Origin of the sequence: Methylocella tundrae (genome assembly GCF_038024855.1) — a bacterium.
Classification (GTDB): domain Bacteria; phylum Pseudomonadota; class Alphaproteobacteria; order Rhizobiales; family Beijerinckiaceae; genus Methylocapsa; species Methylocapsa tundrae.
In genome coordinates, this window is sequence record NZ_CP139089.1 from 2199764 (window position 1) to 2215385 (window position 15622).

Annotated in this window: 14 protein-coding genes and 2 tRNA genes; all 16 read right to left on the minus strand. The window is 61.1% G+C overall.

The features are described 5' to 3' along the window. Nucleotides 1-4 precede the first annotated feature (4 nt). The gene (gene nuoK, locus SIN04_RS12555; protein WP_134489657.1) at nucleotides 5-313 is read right to left on the minus strand and encodes an NADH-quinone oxidoreductase subunit NuoK; all 309 of its coding nucleotides are present in this window, start codon (nucleotides 311-313) and stop codon (nucleotides 5-7) included. Nucleotides 314-364: 51 nt separating this feature from the next. After that, on the minus strand, nucleotides 365-973 hold the full coding sequence (locus tag SIN04_RS12560; protein WP_134492487.1) for an NADH-quinone oxidoreductase subunit J: 609 nt from the start codon (nucleotides 971-973) through the stop codon (nucleotides 365-367). 133 nt (nucleotides 974-1106) lie between these two features. Next, nucleotides 1107-1595, minus strand: coding sequence for an NADH-quinone oxidoreductase subunit NuoI (gene nuoI, locus SIN04_RS12565; protein ID WP_134489659.1), 489 nt, complete (start codon nucleotides 1593-1595; stop codon nucleotides 1107-1109). Nucleotides 1596-1644: 49 nt separating this feature from the next. Beyond that, complete coding sequence (nuoH, locus tag SIN04_RS12570) at nucleotides 1645-2673, minus strand: NADH-quinone oxidoreductase subunit NuoH (protein WP_174510961.1); 1029 nt, start codon at nucleotides 2671-2673, stop codon at nucleotides 1645-1647. Nucleotides 2674-2677: 4 nt separating this feature from the next. Further along, nucleotides 2678-4741 (minus strand): NADH-quinone oxidoreductase subunit NuoG, encoded by a 2064-nt coding sequence (gene nuoG, locus SIN04_RS12575; RefSeq protein WP_134489663.1) that lies wholly within the window; start codon nucleotides 4739-4741, stop codon nucleotides 2678-2680. A 78-nt stretch (nucleotides 4742-4819) separates the two neighbouring features. After that, complete coding sequence (gene nuoF / locus SIN04_RS12580; protein ID WP_174510959.1) at nucleotides 4820-6130, minus strand: NADH-quinone oxidoreductase subunit NuoF; 1311 nt, start codon at nucleotides 6128-6130, stop codon at nucleotides 4820-4822. Between the two features lie 11 nt (nucleotides 6131-6141). Then, on the minus strand, nucleotides 6142-6825 hold the full coding sequence (nuoE, locus tag SIN04_RS12585) for an NADH-quinone oxidoreductase subunit NuoE (RefSeq protein ID WP_134489667.1): 684 nt from the start codon (nucleotides 6823-6825) through the stop codon (nucleotides 6142-6144). Nucleotides 6826-6915: 90 nt separating this feature from the next. Then, complete coding sequence (locus SIN04_RS12590) at nucleotides 6916-8100, minus strand: NADH-quinone oxidoreductase subunit D (protein ID WP_134489669.1); 1185 nt, start codon at nucleotides 8098-8100, stop codon at nucleotides 6916-6918. A gap of 32 nt (nucleotides 8101-8132) precedes the next feature. Further along, the gene (locus SIN04_RS12595; RefSeq protein ID WP_134489671.1) at nucleotides 8133-8747 is read right to left on the minus strand and encodes an NADH-quinone oxidoreductase subunit C; all 615 of its coding nucleotides are present in this window, start codon (nucleotides 8745-8747) and stop codon (nucleotides 8133-8135) included. Nucleotides 8748-8844: 97 nt separating this feature from the next. Next, a complete protein-coding gene (locus SIN04_RS12600; RefSeq protein ID WP_423135977.1) occupies nucleotides 8845-9429 on the minus strand; it encodes a NuoB/complex I 20 kDa subunit family protein in 585 nt (194 codons plus the stop codon). Further along, nucleotides 9399-9764 (minus strand): NADH-quinone oxidoreductase subunit A, encoded by a 366-nt coding sequence (locus tag SIN04_RS12605; protein WP_134489675.1) that lies wholly within the window; start codon nucleotides 9762-9764, stop codon nucleotides 9399-9401. Before SIN04_RS12605 ends, SIN04_RS12600 begins: the two co-directional genes overlap by 31 nt. Nucleotides 9765-10015: 251 nt before the next feature. Further along, nucleotides 10016-10092, minus strand: a tRNA-Asp gene (locus tag SIN04_RS12610). A 216-nt stretch (nucleotides 10093-10308) separates the two neighbouring features. After that, a tRNA-Val gene (locus tag SIN04_RS12615) sits at nucleotides 10309-10384 on the minus strand. A 174-nt stretch (nucleotides 10385-10558) separates the two neighbouring features. After that, complete coding sequence (lon, locus tag SIN04_RS12620) at nucleotides 10559-12976, minus strand: endopeptidase La (RefSeq protein WP_134489677.1); 2418 nt, start codon at nucleotides 12974-12976, stop codon at nucleotides 10559-10561. 203 nt (nucleotides 12977-13179) lie between these two features. Further along, nucleotides 13180-14445, minus strand: coding sequence for an ATP-dependent Clp protease ATP-binding subunit ClpX (gene clpX, locus SIN04_RS12625; RefSeq protein ID WP_134489679.1), 1266 nt, complete (start codon nucleotides 14443-14445; stop codon nucleotides 13180-13182). A 466-nt stretch (nucleotides 14446-14911) separates the two neighbouring features. Next, a complete protein-coding gene (gene clpP, locus SIN04_RS12630; protein WP_341263947.1) occupies nucleotides 14912-15556 on the minus strand; it encodes an ATP-dependent Clp endopeptidase proteolytic subunit ClpP in 645 nt (214 codons plus the stop codon). Between the last annotated feature and the right edge of the window lie 66 nt (nucleotides 15557-15622).

Below are 15622 nucleotides of genomic sequence, written 5' to 3' on the forward strand. Positions count from 1 at the left end.
CGGCTCAACCCTTCATCATGTTGATGTCTTCGACCGCGATCGAGCCGCGGTTGCGATAATAAGCGACGAGGATCGCAAGGCCGATGGCGGCTTCGGCGGCGGCCACGGTCAGAATGAAAAGCGAGAACACCTGGCCGGTCAGGTCGCCGAGAAAGTTCGAGAATGCGACGAGGTTGATGTTGACCGAGAGCAGGATGAGTTCGACCGACATCAAAACCACGATGATGTTCTTGCGATTGAGGATGATGCCGGCGAGCCCGATGGTGAAAAGGATCGCCGCGACAACCAGAAAATGGGTGAGCGAAAGCGTCATGGATTTTTCCCGGCCGCGGAGAGGTGCAAATGTTTCATTCGAGCCTTCGCCTCATACGCCCTGGCGGAACGGCTTCTTGCGAAGCTCGACCGCCTCAGCGGGCGTTCGGGCGTTTTGCGCGGCGACGTCCTGGCGTTTGACGCCGACCTTATGATGCAGGGTGAGAATGATCGCGCCGATCATGGCGGTGAGGAGCACAAAGCCCGCGCCGATAAAGAGATAGGCGTATTGCGTGTAGAGCACGCGGCCGAGCGCGAGGGTGTTGCTCATGCCGGGCGGCGCCGGCGTCGCCACATTGGCGAGCGTGGCGGCGTCGATCTTCCAGCCGCCGACGACGAGGATCAGCTCGAGCAGGACGATGGCGCCGATCGTTCCGCCAATCGGCAGATATTTCAGGAATCCCTGCTTGAATTCAGCGAAATCGACGTCGAGCATCATGACGACGAAAAGGAACAGCACCGCCACCGCGCCAACGTAAACGACAACGAGCAGCATCGCCAGAAACTCAGCCCCGAGCAGAAGGAAAAGACCCGCTGCGTTGAAAAAGGCGAGGATCAGGAAGAGCACCGAATGGACCGGATTGCGCGACGAGATCACTGAGAAGGCCGAACCGATCAAGACCGCCGAGAAGAGGTAGAAGAACAGCGCCGGGACAATCATTGCCAAACCCCATCGATGATCTGCGCCGCTTCTGAAAGCTGCTTTATGGCGTTACGTGATCTTCCGACCGTCTCGGTCTTGCCCGCAGGCGCGATGACGCAGGGGCAGCTCAACGATATCGTCAACTCGGACCTCACCGGTAGGGCGCGTCGAGCGCAAGATTGCGAGCAATCTCGCGCTCCCAGCGATCGCCATTCTCAAGCAGACGGTTCTTGTCGTAATAGAGTTCTTCGCGCGTCTCCACCGCGAATTCGGCGTTCGGCCCTTCGACGATGGCGTCGACCGGGCACGCCTCCTGGCAGAAACCGCAATAGATGCACTTCACCATATCGATGTCGTAGCGCGTGGTGCGGCGCGTGCCGTCGTTGCGGCGCGGACCTGCTTCGATGGTGATCGCCTGCGCCGGACAGATCGCCTCGCAGAGCTTGCAGGCGATGCAGCGCTCTTCACCGTTCGGATAGCGGCGCAGCGCATGTTCGCCGCGATAGCGCGGCGACTGCGGGTTTTTCTCATGCGGGTAGTTCAGCGTCGGCTTCGGTTTGAAGAAATAACGCATCGACAGCACGAAGGCGCCGACAAACTCTGTCAGGAACAGCGCCTTGGCGCCCTGGTCGAGTTTCATGCTTTGCCCTTTCGAACCAAGATCTGCCGCAGGATTTTCTGGCATAACGTCATTGCGCCATCCCCGCGCCCCAGCCCGTCAACTGCAGCACGACGGCGACAAGGACGACCATGAAAAGGGAGATCGGCAGAAACACCTTCCAGCCGAGCCGCATCAGCTGATCGTAGCGATAGCGCGGCACGAAGGCTTTCACCATGGCGATCATGAAGAAGACCGCGCAGACCTTCAGAACGAACCAGATCACGCCGGGAACCAGCGTGAACGGCGCGAAGGGGATCGGCGACAGCCAGCCGCCAAGGAACAGAATGGTCATCAGCGCGCACATGGTGATGATCGCCACATATTCGGCGAGCATGAACAGCATGTAGGGGGTTGACGAATATTCGACCATGAAGCCGGCGACGAGTTCTGATTCCGCTTCGACGAGATCGAAGGGCGGACGGTTCGTCTCGGCAAGCGCCGAGATGAAGAAAATGACAAACATCGGGAACAGCGGCAGCCAGTACCAGCCGAGCATGCCAAAGCGCGTATCCTGCGCCATCACGATGTCGGTCAGGTTGAGCGAGCCGACGCAGAGCAGCACGGTGATGATGACGAAGCCGATCGAGACTTCATAGGAAATCATCTGCGCTGCGGAGCGGAGCGCCGAAAGGAACGGATATTTCGAGTTCGACGCCCAGCCGCCCATGATGATGCCATAGACGCTGAGGGAGGAGATCGCGAGAATATAGAGAATGCCGACGTTGATGTCGGCGATCGCCCAGCCCTTGGCGACCGGAATCACCGCCCAGGCCGCGAGCGACAAAAGGCCCATGACGAAAGGCGCAAGGAGAAAGATCCCCTTGTTCGATCCGTCGGGAATGATCGGCTCCTTGAAGACGAACTTCAGCATGTCTGCGAAGCTCTGGAACAGCCCCCAGGGACCGACGACGTTCGGACCGCGCCGTAGCTGCACCGCCGCCCAGATCTTGCGATCGGCGTAGAGAATGTAGGCGATGAAGATCAGCAAAACGACGAGCAGCACGACGCTCTTCACGAGCGTCAGAAGCAAGGGCAGGAACCAGCCAGTCTCTTCCATGGCCTTACTCCGCAGCCTGCCGCGCGAGATCAAGGCGCATGGCGGAACATTCCGCCATCACCGCCGACGCGCGGGCGATTGGATTTGTCAGATAAAAATCGGCGACGGGCGAGACGAAGGGCGCATTGCCGCAGGCGCCGCCGGCGGCGATGAGCTGCCCTGCGTCGAGCGAAGCGCCGGCTGCGATTTCGTCGATGGCGCCGAAGTGCGGATGGGCGGCGATGAGGCGCGCGCGCAAAGCTTTCAGCGAGTCAAACGGCAGGCGGTGGCCAAGCACGTCCGAAAGCGCGCGAATGATGGCCCAATCCTCGCGCGCGTCGCCCGGCGGGAAATTGGCGCGATCCGACAGCTGCGCGCGCCCTTCGGTGTTCACGTAAATCCCGGATTTTTCCGTGTAGGCCGCGCCCGGCAGGATGACATCGGCGCGGGCGGCGCCGCGATCGCCGTGCGAGCCCTGATAGACGACGAAAGCGCCGGGCGCGATGTCGATCTCGTCAGCGCCGAGATTGAAGAGAACGTCAAGCGCGCCAGCCTTCGACATGGCGAGGGCGTCAAGCCCACCCTGTCGCGGCACAAAGCCGAGGTCGAGTCCTCCGACGCGGGCCGCCGCGGTATGGAGAACCGCAAAGCCGTTCCAGCCATCCTTGATGACGCCGAGCGAGCCCGCCGCTTTGGCCGCGAGCGCCAGCACGGCGAGGCCGTCCTCGCGCGCCAGCGCGCCCTGTCCGATGATGAACATCGGCTTTTCCATCTTGGCCTTCTGGTGCTCGGAGAAGCTCGCGAGCGTGTCGGGCCCCGCGCCGAGATAGGCGTAGTCGTAGGTCAGGTCGGCTTTCTCGCCGATGACGCCGATCTTGAAGCCGCCCTTCAGCCAGCGCTTGCGGATGCGCGCGTTGAGGACGGGAGCCTCCCGGCGCGGATTGGAGCCGATGATCATGAGGCCGTCGGCCTCCTCAATGGCGGCGATGCTCGGATTGAAGATATAGCTGGCGCGGCCGAATTTCGGATCGAGCTTGACGCCATCCTGCCGGCAATCGAGCGAGACGGAGCCGAGGCTCTCGACCAGCGATTGCAGCGCGAACATCTCCTCGACGGCGGCGAGATCGCCGGCGATAGCTCCGATGCGCGCGGGAGTCGTCGCCTTGATCTTGGCGGCGATCAGCGCGAAGGCCTCGCGCCAGGACGCTGGGCGCAACTTGCCGCCGTCGCGCACATAGGGGCGATCAAGCCGCTTCGTCTTCAGGCCGTCGACGATCTGCCGGGCCTTGTCGGAGATCCACTCTTCATTCACGCGGTCATTGGTGCGCGGCAGGATGCGCATCACTTCGCGTCCGCGCGTATCTATGCGAATGGCTGAACCCAGCGCATCCATGACGTCGATCGATTCGGTCTTGACCAGCTCCCAGGACCGCGCCTTGAAGGAATAGGGCTTCGGCAGCAGCGCGCCGACAGGGCAGAGATCCGCGACATTGCCCTGCAGCTCGGAGCTCATCGCCGTCTCGAGATAGGTCGTGATCTCCATATCTTCGCCGCGTCCGATCGCGCCCATGTCGCCCGTGCCGGCGACCTCAGCGGTGAAGCGGACGCAGCGCGTGCAATGAATGCAGCGGTTCATCGAGGTCCGCACCAGCGGGCCGATATATTTATCTTCGACGGCGCGCTTGTTCTCGGCGTAGCGGGAGGAGGCGAAGCCAAAAGCCATCGCCTGATCCTGCAGATCGCATTCGCCGCCCTGATCGCAGATCGGGCAATCGAGCGGATGGTTGATCAGTAGGAATTCCATGACGCCTTCGCGCGCCTTTTTCACCATCGGCGAATTGGTGAGCACCACCGGCGGCTCGCCATTGGGGCCGGGACGCAGATCGCGCACCGCGACGGCGCAGGACGCCGAAGGCTTCGGCGGACCGCCCTTGACCTCGACGAGGCACATGCGGCAATTGCCGGCGATCGACAGCCGCTCATGGAAGCAAAAGCGCGGAATCTCGGCGCCCGCCTGCTCGCAAGCCTGCAGCAGAGTGTATTCGGGCGGAACGTCGATTTCGACTCCGTCAACAATCAGCTTGCTCATGCCCTGTCCTCAATGCGGCGGTCCGAAATGCGGCGACCTGACGCGATCGCGGCCTTTTCCCAAGCGCTCATCGCCGCCCTACTCCGCCGCGACATGATAGCCGCTCGCCGGCTCGGAATGCGGGTTCGCGGCATATTGGTCAATGCGCTTTTCGATCTCCGGACGAAAATGTCGAATAAGGCCCTGCACCGGCCAGGCCGCCGCGTCGCCAAGCGCGCAGATGGTGTGGCCCTCGATTTGCGTCGTCACTTCAAGCAGCATGTCAATTTCGCGCTTTTGCGCGCGCCCTTCGGCCATGCGCGAGACGACGCGCCAAAGCCAGCCCGTGCCCTCGCGGCAGGGCGTACATTGGCCGCAGCTCTCATGCTTGTAGAAATAGCTGAGCCGCGCGATGGCGCGGATAATGTCCGTCGATTTATCCATGACGATGACAGCGGCCGTGCCGAGACCCGACTTCAGATCGCGCAGCGTGTCGAAATCCATCGCGGCGTCGATGATCTGATGCGCCGGCACGCAGGGAACCGACGAGCCGCCGGGAATCACCGCAAGCAGGTTGTCGGAGCCGCCGCGCACGCCGCCGCAATGCTTGTCGATGAGCTCCCGGAACGGAATCGACATCGCCTCTTCGACATTGCACGGCTTGTTGACATGGCCGGAGATGCAGAACAGCTTGGTGCCGGAATTGTTTTTCGCGCCAAAGCTTGAAAACCACGCCGCGCCGCGCCGCAGAATGGTCGGCGCGACCGCGATTGATTCGACATTGTTGACCGTCGTGGGGCAGCCGTAGAGCCCCATATTGGCGGGGAACGGCGGCTTCAGCCGGGGCATTCCCTTCTTGCCTTCGAGCGATTCGAGAAGCGCCGTTTCTTCGCCGCAGATATAGGCGCCGGCGCCGCGATGGACATAGATGTCGAAGGGCCAGCCGTGAACATTGTCCTTGCCGACGAGGTTCGCCTCATAGGCCTGCGCGATCGCGGCGTCGAGCCGATCCGCTTCGAGGATGTATTCGCCGCGCACATAGATATAGCAGGCGTGCGCCTCCATCGCCACGCAAGCAATGAGGCATCCCTCGATCAAAAGATGCGGATCATTGCGCATGATCTCGCGATCCTTGCAGGTGCCGGGCTCCGATTCATCCGCATTGACGACGAGATAGGAGGGCCGCGCCTCATCCGCTTTCGGCATGAAGGACCATTTGAGGCCGGTCGGAAAACCCGCGCCGCCCCGTCCGCGCAGGCCGGAAGCCTTCATCTCGGAAAGGATCCAGTCCTTGCCTTTCTCGATGAGCCCTTTCGTATTGTCCCAGGCGCCGCGCGCGCGGGCGCCCTTGAGGCCCCAGTCGCCGAAGCCGTAAAGATTGGTGAAGATGCGATCCTTGTCTTCAAGCATCTGCTTTAACCTTACGATTGCTTCGGATCAGAACCGGCCGACTTGGCGTCGGGCCGCGCAGCTTTGGAGCAAAAGGGGCCGCTATGGCCATCTTGTCCGTAGAACGACGTCAGCGTCGTCAGGCCGCCGAAGGGCTCGGAGGTGACGCGCCCCGTCTGCGAGCCGACGCGGACCGGTTTTCCCGCCGCCAGATCATCGAGCAATTTAGCGAAATTCTCAGGCGTCAGATCCTCGAAGTAATCGTCGTTGATCTGCACCATCGGTGCATTGCAGCAGGCGCCGAGACATTCGACCTCGGTCCAGGAGAATTTGCCGTCCGGCGTCACGACGCCCGGCTCGCCGACCCGCTCCTTGAGCACCGCCTTGATCCCGTCCGATCCGGCGAGCAGGCAGGGCGTCGTGCCGCAGAGCTGGACATAGTGCTCGCCAACAGGGGAGAGGTTGAACATCGTGTAGAAGGTCGCGATTTCGAGCACGCGGATAAAGGGCATGCCGAGCTTTTCTGCGACGGCCTCGATCGCCTTGCGCGGCAGCCAATAATTATTCTGTTTCTGCGCGCGCCACAGCAGCGAGATCACAGCCGAGGCTTGCCGCCCTTCCGGGTATTTCTCGATTATGCCCTCGGCCCAAGCCTCATTTTCGGGAGTGAAGGCGAAGGATTCGGGCTGGACTTCGGCGAGCCTGCGAACGGACATATCAACAATACTCACACATCAGGGCCGTAGCGGCCGAGGAGCTGGAGAAGCGTCCGGCTAGACGCCGGAGCAAGGGCTCGAATATTTTCCTCACCGGTCGACCTCGCCGAAGACGATGTCGATCGAGCCGAGGATCGCGCTGACGTCCGCCAGCATGGATTTGCGGCAGAGAAAATCCATCGCGGCGAGATGGGCGAAACCCGGCGCGCGGATCTTGCAGCGATAGGGCCGGTCCGTCCCGTCCGAGACGAGATAGACGCCGAACTCCCCCTTGGGCGCCTCGACCGCGGCGTAGACCTCGCCGGCCGGCACGTGGAAACCTTCGGTGAACAGCTTGAAATGATGGATCAGCGCTTCCATCGAGCGCTTCATCTCGGCGCGAGATGGCGGCGCGACCTTGCCTTTGGCCAGCACGGGGCCCTTGCCGTTCGGCTCGCGAAGCTTTGCGATGCATTGCTTCATAATCTTCACCGACTGCCGCATCTCTTCCATGCGAATGACCTGACGATCATAATTGTCGCCGTGCCGCCCGACCGGGATGTCGAAGTCCATCTCTTCATAGCATTCGTAAGGCTGCGCCTTGCGCAAATCCCAGGCCGCGCCGGAGCCGCGCACCATGACCCCGGAAAATCCCCAGCGCCAGCAATCCTCGAGACTGACGACGCCAATATCGACATTGCGTTGCTTGAAGATACGGTTGTCGATGAACAGCGCCTGCAGGTCGTCGCAGGTTCTAAGGAAAGGGTCGCACCAGGCCTCAATATCGTCGATCAGCTGTGGCGGAACATCCATATGTACGCCGCCGGGACGGAAGTAATTGGCGTGCAGCCGCGCGCCAGACGCCCGCTCATAGAAAACCATGAGCTTTTCGCGCTCTTCGAAACCCCACAGCGGCGGCGTCAGAGCGCCGACGTCCATCGCCTGAGTCGTGACGTTCAGAAGATGCGATAAAATCCGGCCGATTTCGCAAAAAAGGACGCGCAGCAGTTGCCCGCGCCGCGGAACCTCGAGGCCAAGCAGTCTCTCGATCGCAAGGCAGAAAGCGTGCTCCTGGTTCATCGGCGCGACATAATCGAGCCTGTCGAAATAGGGCACGTTCTGCAGATAGGTCCGCGCCTCCATCAGCTTTTCCGTGCCGCGATGGAGCAGGCCGATATGCGGATCGACGCGCTCGACCACTTCGCCGTCGAGTTCAAGGACGAGCCGCAAAACGCCATGCGCCGCGGGATGCTGCGGGCCAAAATTGATCGTGAAATTACGGACCTGATCGTTCATGATTTTTTCACGCGCGGTTTCGTTCGAACGGCTCAGTTCGGATTGCTCTTGGCCTTCTCATCGCCGGGCAGCACATAGTCGATTGCCCCCTCCCACGGCGACAGGAAGTCGAAGTTGCGGAATTCCTGCGTCAGTTGAACCGGCTCATAGAGGACGCGCTTCTGCTCGTCGTCGTAGCGAACCTCGACATAGCCCGTCATCGGGAAATCTTTGCGAAGGGGGTGGCCATCGAAGCCATAATCGGTGAGCAGGCGGCGCAAGTCCGGATGACCGGAGAAATAGACGCCAAAAAGATCGTAAGCCTCGCGCTCAAACCAGTTCGCCGCGGGATAAAGCCCCGACAGCGAAGGAACCGGCGTATCCTCGTCGGTTGCGATCTTGACGCGGATGCGGCGATTATGCTTCGGCGAGAGCAGATGGGTGACGACGTCGAAGCGCTTTTCGCGGGTCGGATAATCGACGGCGGTGAGATCAATGAAGGAGACGAAAAGGCAGCTCGGATCGTCGCGAAGATAGGCGACTGTCTCGATCAGACAATCCGCTCTTACGGTCAAGGTGAGTTCGCCGAACGCCACGGAAGCGGATTCAACCCAGCCGCGCAGGGACGCGGCAATGGCGTCTCCAAGGTGTTTCAGATCCTCGTCCATCTCAACCCTTCAACTTCGCGAGCCCGTTCGATCCGAAACCCAAGGCGCGGCGCGCAAGCTTCGTTCCGTGCTGGTTAGACTCTTCCGCCGCCCAGCTCTAGCGCTCGATCGTGCCCGTTCGGCGGATTTTTTTCTGCAAGAGAAGCACCCCGTAAAGAAGCGCTTCGGCTGAAGGCGGGCAACCTGGAACATAAATGTCGACTGGGACGATGCGGTCACAGCCTCGCACGACGGAATAGGAATAATGGTAGTAGCCGCCGCCATTGGCGCAGGAGCCCATCGAGATCACATATCGCGGCTCGGGCATCTGATCGTAGACCTTGCGCAGCGCGGGCGCCATTTTATTGGTCAGCGTGCCGGCGACGATCATGACGTCGGACTGGCGCGGCGAGCCGCGCGGCGCGAAACCGAAGCGCTCGACGTCATAGCGCGGCATTGACGCCTGCATCATCTCGACGGCGCAGCAGGCGAGGCCGAAGGTCATCCACATCAGCGAGCCGGTGCGGGCCCAGTTGATCAGTTCGTCCGTGGAAGTGACCAAAAACCCCTTATCGGCGAGCTGGTCATTGATCGAAAGGAAATAAGGATCGTTTGCAGCGAGCGGCCGGTCCGTCGCCGGGCTGATCGCGACGCGGTCCTGGGGCAAAGGGTTCAATCCCATTCGAGCGCGCCCTTCTTCCATTCGTAAACGAAACCGATCGTCAAAATCGCCAGAAAGATCATCATCGACCAGAAGCCGAAGACGCCGACCTGATGAAAGGCCACGGCCCAGGGAAACAGAAAGGCGACTTCGAGATCGAAGATGATGAACAGCAAGGACACGAGATAAAAGCGCACGTCGAATTGCATGCGCGCGTCGTCGAAGGCGTTGAAGCCGCATTCATAGGCGGACAATTTTTCGGAGTCGGGCGCCTTGAACGCCACCAGGAAGGGCGCGATCAGCAAAGCGGCGGAGATGACGCCGGCGACCGCCATGAAAACGACAAGCGGCAGATACTGGTCGAGAAGGCTCGGCATTGGCAAGCTCGGTCTGGACCGACACGGTCGGGAACATTTGCCGGCTGAAAGGGGCGCGCCCCTCTTGCTACGGCTGTCCAGCGATCCGTAGCCCAGCGCCAACCGCAGCGCAAGATGATGTTTTAAACCAGTCTAAGCTGAGCCGTCTCGGAGCCGTCACAATGCTGGGCCGCTTTGCCATTTTGTCGCACCGTAGAGTGCGCCGCGGCCAGCGCAGGGACCGCCCCGGCATCGACGGCCGGCGTCCGAAATGGCGAGAGAGACGGGACTTGAACCCGCGACCTCCGGCGTGACAGGCCGGCGCTCTAACCAACTGAGCTACTCCCCCGCAGATACGGCGTCGTGACAACCGCACCGGAGAGGATGCCGGATAGGATACGCGGGCGCGCAAGTCAAGCGGGAACGCTCCGGCGCCGCAAAGATAGGCGGCAAGATGTTGTGAAAACCGAGCTGCGGCCGCGTCGCGCGGTTGACGGAGCCGCCTCCACGACACGCATAGCGCCGCTCGCTGCGTCAGGAGGGGCCGACGGCGTTTGGGAAAATCTGGTGGGCGGTGACGGGCTCGAACCGCCGACCCTCTCGGTGTAAACGAGATGCTCTACCAACTGAGCTAACCGCCCGTCCGCGCGCTGGCGGATCGCAGTCGAGGGGATTGCACAGGTTCTCGCGCCGGTCAACGGCGAGCGCGGCGAAGCCTGACGCGGATCTGCGCGGAAATGTCTCGCCCGCGCCGATCTCGCATACGCAAAGGGCCGCGACTCACGCCGCGGCCCTTGCGTCGAAATTCAGCCTGCCTAATGGGCGATGGCGCTCGAAGCGTCATCCTCAGAGGCAAGCGCGCGCGCCGGCTTCAGATCTTCTTCCCAGACGATCGGTTTCGGCTGGCGAATCAGCGCGTGGGCCAGAACCTCGTCCATGCGCGCGACCGGCACGATCTCCAGCGCGTTCTTCACCGAATTCGGAATATCCACCAAATCCTTGGCGTTCTCTTCCGGGATCAGAACCTTCTTGAGACCGCCGCGCAAGGCCGCGAGCAGCTTCTCCTTCAGCCCCCCGATCGGCAAAATCCTGCCCCGCAGCGTGATCTCGCCTGTCATGGCGATGTCGCGCCGGATCGGAATGCCCGTGATGATCGACACGATCGCCGTCGCCATGGCGACGCCGGCGGACGGTCCGTCCTTGGGAGTCGCTCCCTCCGGAACATGGACGTGGATGTCGCGACGATCGAACAGCGGCGGCTCGATGCCGAAATCAACCGCGCGAGAGCGAACATAGGACGCCGCCGCAGAAATCGACTCCTTCATCACGTCGCGCAGGTTGCCGGTGACGGTCATGCGCCCCTTTCCGGGCATCATGACGCCTTCGATCGTCAGCAACTCGCCGCCAACCTCGGTCCAGGCAAGCCCCGTGACGACCCCGACCTGATCCTCGGTCTCGGCCTCGCCATAACGGAAGCGCGGCACGCCGAGGAAGTCGGGAACGTTTTCGGCCGTGACCTGCACGGATTTGATGTCGCTTGTCAGAATCTGCTTGACCGCCTTCCGCGCGAGCTTCGACACCTCGCGCTCGAGGTTGCGCACGCCCGCCTCACGCGTATAGCGGCGGATCAGCAGAATCAGTCCGGCGTCATCGATCGACCATTCCGATTCACCGAGACCGTGTTTCTTCAGCGCTGCGGGAATGAGATGGCGGCGCGCGATCTCGACCTTCTCGTCCTCGGTGTAACCCGCAATGCGAATGATCTCCATGCGATCCATCAGCGGCGCCGGAATGTTCAGCGTGTTCGCCGTCGTCACGAACATCACGTTCGACAGGTCGTAATCGACCTCGAGGTAATGATCGTTGAAGGACTGGTTCTGTTCGGGATCGAGGACCTCGAGCAGAGCCGATGACGGATCGCCGCGGAAATCCATCCCCATCTTGTCGATCTCATCGAGCAGGAACAGGGGATTTGAGCTCTTGGCCTTGCGCATCGACTGGATGATCTTGCCCGGCATCGAGCCGATATAGGTCCGCCGGTGGCCGCGGATTTCGGCCTCGTCGCGCACGCCGCCAAGCGACATGCGCACAAATTCACGTCCGGTCGCCTTTGCGATCGACTTGCCGAGCGAGGTCTTGCCGACGCCCGGGGGGCCGACGAGACACAGAATCGGACCGCTGAGCTTGTTGGCGCGCGTTTGCACGGCAAGATATTCGAGGATGCGCTCCTTGACCTTCTCAAGGCCGAAATGTTCCGCGTCGAGAACGTCTTCGGCTATGCCTAGATCCTTCTTGACCTTCGAACGCTTGTTCCACGGAATCGACAGCAGCCAGTCGAGATAATTGCGCACGACCGTCGCTTCGGCCGACATCGGCGACATCTGCCTCAGTTTTTTCAGCTCGACCGTCGCCTTGTCCCGCGCCTCTTTCGACAATTTGGTCGACTTGATGCGCTCGTCGAGTTCGGCGAGATCGTCCTTGCCATCCTCGTCGCCAAGCTCCTTCTGAATGGCCTTCATCTGCTCATTCAGATAATATTCGCGCTGGGTCTTCTCCATCTGGCGCTTGACGCGGGTGCGAATGCGCTTCTCGACCTGCAGGACCGAGATTTCGCTCTCCATCAAGGCAAGGCACTTCTCCAGCCTCTTGGTGATCGAGGTGGTCTCCAGCACCGCCTGCTTGTCGGCGATCTTCACGGCCAGATGCGACGCGATCGTATCCGCAAGCTTTGCGTAGTCCTCGATCTGCGTGACCGCCGCCGCGACCTCGGGCGAGATTTTCTTGTTGAGCTTGACGTAGCCCTCGAACTCGGAGACGACGGACCGGGCGAGCGCCTCAACCTCGACCTTGTCGACCGCGTCGTCGGCGATCACTTCTGCGTCGGCCTCATAGAAATCATCGGTGCGGGTATAGCCCTGCACTTTGGCGCGGACCTGTCCCTCGACCAGCACTTTGACCGTGCCGTCGGGCAGCTTCAGCAATTGCAGAACCGAGGCGAGCGTGCCGGTGGTGAAGATCGCTTCCGTCGCCGGATCGTCGTCCGAGGCGTTCATCTGAGTGGCGAGAAGGATGAGGCTATCGGCCTTCATCACTTCCTCGAGCGCGCGGATCGATTTTTCGCGGCCAACGAACAGCGGCACGATCATATGGGGAAAAACCACGATGTCGCGCAAGGGAAGGACGGGGTAGCTCTCCACCGCTCCGGGGCGAGCGGGCTCACGCTTCTGTGTCATTTTTTTTCCTATCTCGAAACGCGCCCCAATTCACTTGCGTCCCCGGCGGGGATGCGCCACTCGCGCAGATGAGCCATTGCGGTTTCGGCCTGTTGGCGTGAAGAATTTATAAAAAACAGATGGCAATGAGCGCTCGCGGATTCAAGCGCTCATCGGATTTCATGATAGCCGAGCCCCGCCCTTCAACCGGCAGGGCTCCCCCCTTAAGCGCTGGTTCCGCTTTTTTCGTTACGCTCGGCATAGATATAGAGCGGTCGCGATTTGCCCTCGACGACGTCAGGGCCGATGACGACCTGCTCGACGCTGTCGAGGCCAGGCAGATCGAACATGGTGTCGAGCAAAATGCCCTCCATGATGGAGCGCAAGCCGCGCGCGCCCGTGCGCCGCTCGATGGCTTTTTTGGCGACGACGTTCAACGCCTCGTCCTGGAAGGTCAGCTCGGTGTTCTCCATTTCGAACAGACGCTGATATTGCTTGACCAGCGCGTTCTTCGGCTCGGTCAGGATTTTCTTCAGCGCCTCTTCGTCGAGATCCTCGAGCGTCGCAATGACAGGCAGGCGTCCGACGAACTCTGGAATGAGGCCGAACTTCAGCAAGTCCTCCGGCTCCACTTTACGGAAGATTTCTCCGGTCCGGCGATCGTCGGGGGCCTGCACGGCCGCGCTGAACCCGATCGACGTGCCCCGTCCACGCATCGAGATGATTTTCTCGAGCCCGGCAAAGGCGCCGCCGCAAATGAACAAAATATTGGTCGTATCGACCTGCAGAAATTCTTGCTGCGGATGCTTGCGTCCGCCTTGCGGCGGCACGGAAGCGACCGTGCCTTCCATGATCTTGAGGAGCGCCTGCTGCACGCCTTCGCCCGAGACGTCGCGGGTGATCGACGGATTGTCGGATTTGCGCGAAATTTTGTCGATTTCGTCGATGTAGACGATGCCGCGCTGCGCCCGCTCGACATTATAATCCGAGGCCTGAAGCAGCTTCAGGATGATGTTCTCGACGTCCTCGCCGACATAGCCGGCCTCGGTCAAGGTCGTCGCGTCGGCCATCGTGAAAGGCACGTCGAGGATCCGCGCGAGCGTCTGGGCGAGAAGCGTCTTGCCGGACCCGGTCGGTCCGATCAGCAGAATGTTCGACTTCGCCAGTTCGACGTCATTGTGCTTCGTCGCATGATTGAGCCGCTTGTAATGATTGTGCACGGCGACCGACAGCACCCGCTTGGCTTGCGGCTGCCCGATCACGTAATCATCAAGGACCTTGCAGATTTCCTTGGGCGTCGGGATGCCATCGCGGCTCTTGACGAGAGACGACTTGTTCTCTTCGCGGATAATATCCATGCAAAGCTCGACGCATTCATCGCAGATGAACACGGTCGGACCGGCAATCAGTTTGCGGACCTCATGCTGGCTCTTGCCGCAGAACGAGCAGTAGAGCGTGTTTTTCGCGTCGCCGCCGCCAACTTTGGTCATGGATAGTCTCCGTAACGACCGAGATCATGTGCGACGCTCGGTCATGCTTGAGTAGGACGCCGCCAACCGGACGATCCTAGCGCCACTTTGGCCGGCGGATTCGCACACGAACCAGCCGTTTCCTTCTCTTCCTGGCCTCGTTCTCCCTCAAACTGCGACCCGAACTGAAATGCAATCATGTTCGCGCCGGAGAAGCAAGGGTTTGCGTCGTCTGGACGGCCGCCGCCAAAGCCGCGTCAAAAGGCCGCGTGATCTGAAATGACAGCATGATCGCGGGCGCCGGTCTTTTTCTCCGACGCCAGAAAAACAAGCCGGAGTTTCCAAGCAATAACCGCGCCATGTGCGGCGTTTGTCAAGTCGCCCCGCAATCCGGCAGGGCGGTCTGCCGCCGCCAGCGCCTCGCAGGGTTCGCTGCATCAGGGCGACGCAGCGAATCAGTCAAGCATCTGACAAAGTAACTAAAAGCCTACTTCTTCTCGTGCCCCGGCGCGTCATCGGGCCTTTGCGCGATGACGTTGTCGACGATGCCGAATTCCTTGGCGTCGTCCGACGACATGAAATGGTCGCGGTCGAGCGTCCGCTCGATCGTGTCGTAATCGCGACCCGTATGCTTCACATAAATATCATTCAGGCGCTTCTTCACCTTCATGATGTCTTCCGCGTGACGCAAGATGTCCGAGGCTTGTCCCTGGAAGCCGCCGGAAGGCTGGTGCACCATGATGCGCGCGTTCGGCAGGGCAAAGCGCGCCCCGGCCTCTCCCGCCGCGAGGAGAAGAGACCCCATGGAAGCCGCCTGTCCGACGCAGAGGGTCGACACTTTCGGCCGGATGAACTGCATGGTGTCGTAAATCGCAAGGCCCGCCGTGACGACGCCGCCCGGCGAATTGATGTACATCGAGATTTCTTTTTTCGGATTTTCCGCTTCCAGAAAGAGCAGCTGGGCGATGATCACCGACGCCATATTGTCTTCCACCGGACCGGTGAGGAAGATGATCCGCTCGCGCAGGAGGCGGGAATAGATGTCGAAGCCCCGCTCGCCGCGGCTGGTGTTCTCAATGACCTGCGGAATAAGATAATTGGCGTAAATTTCGATCGGATCGCGGTCGCGCATTGGGGTCTTTTCCTCTTTATCGACGATTGAATCGGGTCTCGTCGCTGGTCACGGGGCAAGAATCAG

Excerpts from the sequence above, each read along its gene's own strand:
- nuoK (WP_134489657.1), bottom strand. The coding sequence starts at position 313 with ATGACGCTTTCGCTCACCCATTTTCTGGTTGTCGCGGCGATCCTTTTC.
- SIN04_RS12560 (WP_134492487.1), bottom strand. The coding sequence starts at position 973 with ATGATTGTCCCGGCGCTGTTCTTCTACCTCTTCTCGGCGGTCTTGATC.
- nuoI (WP_134489659.1), bottom strand. The coding sequence starts at position 1,595 with ATGAAACTCGACCAGGGCGCCAAGGCGCTGTTCCTGACAGAGTTTGTC.
- nuoH (WP_174510961.1), bottom strand. The coding sequence starts at position 2,673 with ATGGAAGAGACTGGCTGGTTCCTGCCCTTGCTTCTGACGCTCGTGAAG.
- nuoG (WP_134489663.1), bottom strand. The coding sequence starts at position 4,741 with ATGAGCAAGCTGATTGTTGACGGAGTCGAAATCGACGTTCCGCCCGAA.
- nuoF (WP_174510959.1), bottom strand. The coding sequence starts at position 6,130 with ATGCTTGAAGACAAGGATCGCATCTTCACCAATCTTTACGGCTTCGGC.
- nuoE (WP_134489667.1), bottom strand. The coding sequence starts at position 6,825 with ATGTCCGTTCGCAGGCTCGCCGAAGTCCAGCCCGAATCCTTCGCCTTC.
- SIN04_RS12590 (WP_134489669.1), bottom strand. The coding sequence starts at position 8,100 with ATGAACGATCAGGTCCGTAATTTCACGATCAATTTTGGCCCGCAGCAT.
- SIN04_RS12595 (WP_134489671.1), bottom strand. The coding sequence starts at position 8,747 with ATGGACGAGGATCTGAAACACCTTGGAGACGCCATTGCCGCGTCCCTG.
- SIN04_RS12600 (WP_423135977.1), bottom strand. The coding sequence starts at position 9,429 with ATGGAAGAAGGGCGCGCTCGAATGGGATTGAACCCTTTGCCCCAGGAC.
- SIN04_RS12605 (WP_134489675.1), bottom strand. The coding sequence starts at position 9,764 with ATGCCGAGCCTTCTCGACCAGTATCTGCCGCTTGTCGTTTTCATGGCG.
- lon (WP_134489677.1), bottom strand. The coding sequence starts at position 12,976 with ATGACACAGAAGCGTGAGCCCGCTCGCCCCGGAGCGGTGGAGAGCTAC.
- clpX (WP_134489679.1), bottom strand. The coding sequence starts at position 14,445 with ATGACCAAAGTTGGCGGCGGCGACGCGAAAAACACGCTCTACTGCTCG.
- clpP (WP_341263947.1), bottom strand. The coding sequence starts at position 15,556 with ATGCGCGACCGCGATCCGATCGAAATTTACGCCAATTATCTTATTCCG.